The 7,735-nt window shown below is 54.0% G+C and carries 11 protein-coding genes; all 11 read left to right on the top strand.

All coding sequences use genetic code 11. The features are described 5' to 3' along the window. A partial coding sequence (locus ACETWG_10085) for a DNA-directed RNA polymerase subunit beta' (GenBank protein MFB0516932.1) occupies window positions 1–555 on the top strand: 555 nt, incomplete at its 5' end. Window positions 556–674: 119 nt separating this feature from the next. Beyond that, entirely contained in the window at window positions 675–1,049 is a 375-nt protein-coding gene (gene rpsL, locus ACETWG_10090; GenBank protein MFB0516933.1) for a 30S ribosomal protein S12, read from the top strand. A 2-nt stretch (window positions 1,050–1,051) separates the two neighbouring features. Then, a complete protein-coding gene (rpsG, locus tag ACETWG_10095; protein ID MFB0516934.1) occupies window positions 1,052–1,519 on the top strand; it encodes a 30S ribosomal protein S7 in 468 nt (155 codons plus the stop codon). A 32-nt stretch (window positions 1,520–1,551) separates the two neighbouring features. Continuing rightward, entirely contained in the window at window positions 1,552–3,636 is a 2,085-nt protein-coding gene (gene fusA, locus ACETWG_10100; GenBank protein MFB0516935.1) for an elongation factor G, read from the top strand. Between the two features lie 25 nt (window positions 3,637–3,661). Then, a complete protein-coding gene (gene tuf, locus ACETWG_10105) occupies window positions 3,662–4,852 on the top strand; it encodes an elongation factor Tu (protein MFB0516936.1) in 1,191 nt (396 codons plus the stop codon). 23 nt (window positions 4,853–4,875) lie between these two features. After that, the gene (rpsJ, locus tag ACETWG_10110) at window positions 4,876–5,184 is read left to right on the top strand and encodes a 30S ribosomal protein S10 (protein ID MFB0516937.1); all 309 of its coding nucleotides are present in this window, start codon (window positions 4,876–4,878) and stop codon (window positions 5,182–5,184) included. Between the two features lie 2 nt (window positions 5,185–5,186). Then, window positions 5,187–5,804: a 50S ribosomal protein L3 gene (gene rplC, locus ACETWG_10115; protein ID MFB0516938.1), complete on the top strand. Its 618-nt coding sequence runs from the start codon at window positions 5,187–5,189 to the stop codon at window positions 5,802–5,804. After that, window positions 5,801–6,430 (top strand): 50S ribosomal protein L4, encoded by a 630-nt coding sequence (gene rplD / locus ACETWG_10120; GenBank protein ID MFB0516939.1) that lies wholly within the window; start codon window positions 5,801–5,803, stop codon window positions 6,428–6,430. Before rplC ends, rplD begins: the two co-directional genes overlap by 4 nt. A gap of 1 nt (window position 6,431) precedes the next feature. Continuing rightward, the gene (gene rplW, locus ACETWG_10125) at window positions 6,432–6,755 is read left to right on the top strand and encodes a 50S ribosomal protein L23 (protein ID MFB0516940.1); all 324 of its coding nucleotides are present in this window, start codon (window positions 6,432–6,434) and stop codon (window positions 6,753–6,755) included. Between the two features lie 2 nt (window positions 6,756–6,757). Then, window positions 6,758–7,585 carry a 50S ribosomal protein L2 gene (rplB, locus tag ACETWG_10130; GenBank protein MFB0516941.1) on the top strand — a complete coding sequence of 276 codons (828 nt, stop codon included), beginning with the start codon at window positions 6,758–6,760 and terminating at the stop codon, window positions 7,583–7,585. A 4-nt stretch (window positions 7,586–7,589) separates the two neighbouring features. Continuing rightward, a partial coding sequence (locus tag ACETWG_10135; protein ID MFB0516942.1) for a ribosomal protein S19 family protein occupies window positions 7,590–7,735 on the top strand: 146 nt, incomplete at its 3' end.

Here is a 7,735-nt window from a genome sequence, read left to right on the forward strand (position 1 = left end):
ATTGAGGTGATTGTCCGGCAGATGATGCAGAAAGTACGGATCAATGATCCCGGTGACTCTGGGGTCTTGAGGGGTGACCGTCTAAATCGTTTCCTACTCAACGCCATCAACCGAGAACTCAAGCGGAAGGTGGTAATCACTAACGCCGGGGATTCCGAGTTTGAAGAGGGGCAAGCCTATCCCAAGGCGGAGGTCAATGCTATCAATAAAGAGCTTAAAGCTGATGGCAAGACACCTGCCAAGACCCGGGCAGCCAAACCGGCCACTTTCGAGCCACTGCTACTGGGCATCACCAGAGCGTCACTGAATACGGAAAGCTTCATTTCCGCGGCTTCCTTCCAGGAAACCACCCGGGTACTGACCGATGCGGCTGTGGAGGGGAAAACCGACTACCTCCGGGGGCTAAAGGAGAATATCGTAATGGGCCGTCTTATACCGGCTGGGACAGGTTTGACACGTTTTCGGGAAATCCTGGTAGCCAATCCCGATCCTGAACCTGTGGAAGAATTGGAAGAAGAGATCCCAGCTGCATCAGAACCCATTATTGAGGCATAGCTCCGCCCAGGCTCAACCTCAAAAAACCATATCGCTGATAAATAGGAAGGTCGTTGACTTAAAGTTTGTTAACGACCTAAATTGAGAAGCTATAATCTATTTTGATTGACGGAGGATTAGTGCCGACAGTTAATCAGCTTGTCCGCAAGGGACGCAAGCAAGAGAAGAAGCGTAAATCCACGCCTGCCTTGCAAGGTAATCCCCAAAAACGGGGTGTATGTACCCGGGTGTATACCACTACGCCTAAAAAGCCAAATTCCGCGTTGCGGAAAGTAGCCCGAGTGCGGTTAACCAATGCCATTGAGGTGACGGCTTATATTCCCGGTGAGGGCCACAACTTGCAGGAGCACTCCATCGTTTTGATAGAAGGTGGACGGGTGAAGGATTTACCGGGTGTCCGATATCATATCATTCGCGGTGTTCTGGATACTGCCGGAGTGGAAAATCGGATGACGAGCCGTTCGCGCTATGGGGCCAAGAAGCCAAAGAGTTGATTATGCCCAGGCGACGCAGACCGGAACGTCGGGAGTCAACACCAGATCCTGTCTATAACGATCTGATGGTGGCCAAATTCATCAACAGCCTGATGCAGCGGGGCAAGAAGTCCCTAGCTGAGGCCATTTTCTACAGGGCGATGGAAAAAATCAAGAAGCAGGCCAAAGCTGAGGGCGTCGAAGTTTTCAAAAAGGCACTAGAAAATGTGGGACCCGTGCTGGAGGTTAAGTCGAAGCGTATCGGCGGCTCAACATATCAGGTACCTATGGAGGTCAGTTCCCAGAGACGGCAGGCGCTGGCCATGCGTTGGCTTATCCATTTTGCCCGCCAGCGTAAGGGACGCACCATGGCCGATCGCTTGGCTGCCGAGTTTATCGCCGCCGCCAACAGCGAAGGGGGAGCTGTGAAAAAGCGGGAAGATACCCATCGGATGGCGGAAGCGAATAAAGCCTTCGCGCATTTCAGATAACCTGATCCAGTTAAAGTTCAATTGCTAATCCTATGGAGAAAACTGCTCTAGAACACGTTCGCAACATCGGCATCATGGCCCACATCGATGCTGGCAAGACCACTACCACCGAGCGCATCCTTTATTATACGGGGAGGGTTCATCGGATGGGTGAGGTCCATGATGGAGCAGCTACTATGGACTGGATGGATCAGGAAAAGGAGCGGGGTATCACTATCACCTCTGCCGCTACCACCTGCTTCTGGAACGGGCATCGCATCAACATCATTGATACACCCGGCCATGTCGACTTTACCGTGGAAGTGGAGCGCTCTCTGCGTGTCCTTGATGGAGCCATCGCTGTATTTTGCGCTGTTGGGGGCGTTGAGCCCCAGTCGGAAACCGTATGGCGCCAGGCTGATAAGTACCGTGTGCCGCGGATTGCTTTCGTGAATAAAATGGATCGCACCGGAGCGGATTTTCATCACGTGTTGGATATGATAAGAGAGCGGCTAAATGCCAATCCGGTGCCGATTGTCCTCCCGATTGGGGCCGGGGAGCTGTTTACGGGCCTCATTGATTTGATTACCATGCGGGCTATATTATATGTAGATGAGTACGGCCGACACTTTGAGTACGCTGATATCCCCACCGACATGCAAGCAGAGGCCGAGAAGTATCAGCGTCGCCTGATGGAAGAAATCGCTTCTTATGATGAACACCTGATGGAAAAATATCTAGCGGGGGAGCCCTTCACCGGGGACGAAGTCAAGCTGGCCATTCGTAAAGCGTGTATCGACGGTTCTCTGGTGCCCACGCTTTGCGGTGCTGCCTTCAAGAATAAGGGAGTACAGCGGCTGCTGGATGCTGTAACGGACTATCTCCCATCGCCCATTGAGGTGGGTGCTGTTGTAGGATATGATGTCAACACCTTTGAACCAGTAGAGCGGGAACCAAGTGATGATGCGCCGTTCAGTGCCTTGGCGTTCAAGATTATGACCGACCCTTATGTAGGACGACTCACTTTTTTCCGGGTTTATTCAGGCCAGGTGAAGACAGGTGATAATATCCTGAATGCCAATACTGGCAGGAAGGAGCGGGTGGGACGCCTTATGCTGATGCACGCGGACAAGCGGGAAGAACGTCGTATTGTGACCACTGGTGAGATTGCCGCCATCGTTGGACTGAAGCATACCCGCACCGGGGATACCCTTACCGATGAGGCCTCCCCGATCGTTCTCGAACGGATGGACTTTCCCGAGCCGGTCATTCGAGTGGCAGTTGAACCAGCGTCCAAGGTTGATAGCGATGCCATGGCCGAAGGACTGGCTAAACTGGCTGAAGAAGATCCCACCTTCCAAATCAGCATCGATACGGAAACCGGTCAAACGATCATCGCTGGTATGGGCGAGTTGCATCTGGAAATCATCATTGACCGGCTTAAGCGGGAGTTCAGGGTTCACGCCAATATCGGCGCTCCTCAGGTGGCTTATAAGGAAACCATTACGGTTGCGGCGGAAGCCGAAGGGAAATTCGTCCGTCAGACTGGTGGTCGCGGACAGTATGGTCACTGCCTGATTCGGATCAAGCCGCACGAAACCGGCAAAGGGTACCGGTTTGAGAACCAGATTGCAGGTGGTGTGATCCCGAAAGAATATATCCCGGCGATAGACCAAGGTATCCAGGAAGCTTTGAAAAACGGTATACTGGCTGGTTATCCGGTGGAAGATATCATCGTTGAGCTTTACGATGGTTCCTATCACGAAGTAGACTCATCGGAGATGGCTTTCAAGATCGCAGGATCCTTGGCAATCCAGGAAGCGGTACGGGAAGCTGAGCCTGTGCTGCTGGAACCGCACATGGATTTGGAAGTGGTGGTAATGGATGATTACCTTGGTGATGTGATGGGGGATCTCACGAGCCGCCGTGGGCACATCAAGGGCATGGAGAAGCGTAAAGGTGCCCAAGTTGTCCGGGCTGAGGTGCCCTTGTCGGAAATGTTTGGCTATGCCACTGACCTGCGTTCGCTTACCCAAGGTCGGGCGATTTTCACAATGCAGTTCTCACGCTATCTGCAGGTGCCTGAACAAGTGAAAGATCGCATTCTGGAACGCGTTCATGGTAAGATAGCAGCCTAGCTTATAGAAGGAAAGGGACTAACTCATGGCGAAGGAGAAGTTTGTACGCACCAAGCCGCATGTAAACATAGGTACGATTGGACATGTGGATCATGGGAAGACGATGTTGACGGCGGCGATCACGCATATTTTGAGTAAGCGAGGTTTGGCGCAGTATATTCCGTTTGAGGCGATTGACAATGCGCCGGAGGAGCGGGAGCGGGGGATCACGATTCAGACGGCTCATGTGGAGTATGAGACCGAGAACCGGCATTATGCACATGTGGACTGTCCGGGCCATGCGGACTACATCAAGAACATGATCACGGGCGCGGCCCAGATGGACGGTGCGATTCTGGTGGTGAGTGCGGCGGATGGCCCCATGCCTCAGACGCGGGAGCATGTGCTGCTGGCTCGTCAGGTGAACGTGCCTTCGATGGTGGTGTTTTTGAACAAGGTGGACATGGTGGATGACGAGGAGTTGTTGGAGTTGGTGGAGGTGGAGCTGCGTGATTTGCTGACCGCGTATAAATTTCCGGGGGATGAGGTTCCGATTATACGCGGCTCGGCCTTGAAGGCGATCAACAGCGATGGAACCGGTCCGGATGCGGAGCCGGTGGTGCAGCTTCTGGAGGCGGTGGACACGTTTATACCCACGCCGAAGCGGGCGGTGGACAAGGCCTTTTTGATGCCGGTGGAGGATGTGTTTTCGATTACCGGCCGTGGTACGGTGGGTACGGGCCGGATAGAGCAGGGTGTGATCAAGGTGGGTGAGGAGGTGGAGATTATCGGTTTGGGTGCCCACGAGAAGACGGTGGTGACGGGAGTGGAGATGTTCCGCAAGTTGTTGGATCAGGGTGAGGCCGGAGACAACGTGGGATTGTTGTTGCGGGGGATAGACAAGGACTTTTTGCGTCGCGGTATGGTGGTGTCCAAGCCGGGATCGATCACGCCGCACACCCGTTTCAAGGCGGAGGTGTATGTGCTGAAGAAGGAGGAGGGTGGTCGCCACACGCCGTTTTTCAACGGTTATCGGCCCCAGTTTTATTTCCGGACCACGGATGTGACGGGCACGATCCGGCTGCCGGAGGGGGTGGAGATGGTGATGCCGGGGGACAATGTGAACATGGAAGTGGAATTGATCACCCCCATCGCCATGGATAAGGAATTGCGCTTCGCCATTCGCGAAGGTGGCCACACCGTAGGCGCCGGCGTCGTCACCCAGGTGGTGGCGTAACCACTTTACCAATCAGTTTAATTATGGCTGGTCAGAAAATACGCATCAAATTGAAGGCCTACGACCACATCCTCTTGGATAAATCCACCGAGAAGATTGTCCGGACGGCCAAGAATACCGGAGCTCTCGTCTCCGGTCCTATACCGCTTCCGACACAGCGGACCATCGTTACAGTGAACCGCTCGCCCCATGTGGATAAGAAGTCCCGCGAGCAGTTCCAGACCAAGGTCCACAAAAGGATTGTAGACATCCACAACTCCACCTCCAAGACAGTGGATGCCTTGATGAAGTTGGATCTACCAGCCGGGGTGGATATCGAGATACGGGCTTAGGTATGGTCTCACTGATTGGTATGAAATTGGGCATGACCCGTATTTTCGATGAATCGGGCCAGGATATTCCGGTCACGGTAATTCATGCTGGACCCTGTACCGTTTGCCAGGTAAAGACTAAGGAGAATGATGGTTACCAGGCGATCCAGCTGGCGTATGGAGAGCGAAAGGAAAACAAGGTCCCGCGGCCACTTATGGGACATTTCCGGAAGGCTGGCATTAAGCCGGCCCGGGTCTTAAGGGAATTCCGCACTTCCGAGGAATATAGGCCCGGAGATCAGATTACCGTAGAAATCTTCAATCCGGGAGACTTGATAAAAGTGACGGGTACCTCCAAGGGGAAGGGCTTTACAGGTAGAATGAAGCGCTACGGTTTCCATGGTGGCCGCGCTTCGCACGGGAAGAAAGATCAGCTGCGCGCCAGTGGCTCTATAGGTGCAAGCTCTGATCCTTCTCGGGTGTTTCCGGGACTTCGGATGGCAGGTCGCAGCGGTAATGCAGAGAGGACCGTGTCCAACTTAAAAGTGGTAAAGGTCTTGCCTGAAGCGAATCAGCTTTTTGTCAAAGGGTCGGTCCCCGGACCTCGGAACGGCACCGTGACCATTACGAAAGTGAGATGAGAGTCGACGTACATAAGCTGGATGGTTCCAGCGCGGGCAAGCAAGTGAACCTGAAAAATGAAGTTTTCGGGATCAAGCCCCACGAGCATGCCATGTACCTCGTGGTAAAGTCGGAGCTGGCCAATAGCCGTCAAGGTAGCGCCTCCACTAAAACCCGCAGTGAGGTGAGGGGTAGCGGAGTCAAGCTGTGGCGGCAGAAAGGCACGGGCCGGGCGCGAGTAGGTGATGCCCAAACCCCGATCCGGAGAGGAGGCGGGGTTGTCTTTGGCCCTAAACCGCGTTCCTTCCAGCTCAAGGTCAACCGCAAGGTCCGAACCCTGGCACGGAAATCGGTGCTCTCAATCATGCAGAAGGAAGGACGTATCATTGTTGTGGAGGCACTCGATTTAGAAGACCACAAAACCAGGCACATGGCGGCAGCTCTGAATGTTCTGGGGCTGAGAGGGAAACGGGTATTGGTGCTGGCGGGCAAGCCGACAGATCGGCTGTGGCTGGCTACCAGGAACCTGCCTGGCGTGCGGGTCAAATCAGCGGCGGATGTATCTGCCTATGACGCATGGTCAGCCGATTATCTCCTTATTGATGTGGATGGTGTCAAGAATTTAAGCGCTGCATTGAGCGGGTAGTATGTCGATTAAAAATAATATCCTCCTAAGACCTCTTCTGACGGAGAAGATGACGCGCCTTGAGGAAGAGCAGCGTAAATATGCCTTTGAGGTTCATCCAAAAGCGAACAAGCTGGAAATCAAAGCGGCGGTCGAGAATAAATTTGGCGTGAAGGTCCTAAATGTTGCCACCAGCAATCGGGTGGGCAAGGCCAAGAGCACGACCATCAGGAGTAGCGGTCGTGTTATACGGACTGAGGGGCGTCGTGCCCACTGGAAGCGAGCCATCGTCACGCTAGCTGAAGGCCAGAGGATCGATCTGTTTGGCGCGGAAGGGACCACTTAATCATGCCCATAAGGTCCATTAAACCCACTACTCCCGGCCAACGGTTCATGTCAGTGTCTACCTTTGAGGAACTGACCACCGGGACTCCAGTGCAAGCGCTCACGGAGGCATTGCGCAAGTCGGGTGGCCGTAACAATCAGGGACGCATGACCATCCGGCGTCGCGGAGGGGGACATAAGCGTCGGTACCGGGTTATTGACTTCAAGCGGGATAAAATTGGCATCGAGGGCACTGTGCGCACCATTGAGTACGACCCCAATCGCACCTGCCGGATCGCCCTCGTTCAGTATATCGATGGTGAGAGGCGATACATTCTGGCGCCGGATGGGATCAAGGTAGGTGACATAGTGATCGCTTCCCGGGATAGGGCTCCTTTAAGGCCCGGTAATACCATGCCCCTGGCGAAGATACCGGCTGGTCTGATGGTACATAATATTGAGTTGAAACCCGGCAAGGGTGGCCAACTGGCCCGCAGTGCCGGTACCGCGGCTCGTATAATGGCCAGGGAAGGTTCCCTGGTGACCCTTAAGCTTCCCTCAGGGGAAGTCCGGATGATCCATGAGAACTGTGTGGCTACCATAGGTGAAGTCGGCAATAAGAGCCATGAAAGCGTGGATTTGGGCAAGGCTGGACGGGCCCGCTGGCTCGGCCACCGACCCAAGGTTCGGGGTGTGGCCATGAATCCTGTGGATCATCCCATGGGGGGTGGCGAAGGAAAATCTTCTGGTGGCCGCCATCCGGTTTCACCGACAGGGAAGCTAGCGAAGGGACATAAGACCAGGAAAAGAAATCATCCAGCTGACCGCTACATTGTGAAACGAAGAGGCTAGAAATATGCCGCGCTCAGTGAAGAAGGGTCCATATGTATCCGAAAAACTTAACCAGACAGTGGAAGAGCTAAATAAGTCTGGGAAAAAGAAAGTGATCAAGACCTGGTCCCGGCGGTCAACCATCACTCCTGAGTTTGTAGGACACACTTT

The organism is Candidatus Neomarinimicrobiota bacterium, from assembly GCA_041862535.1.
Classification (GTDB): Bacteria; Fidelibacterota; Marinisomatia; order SCGC-AAA003-L08; family TS1B11.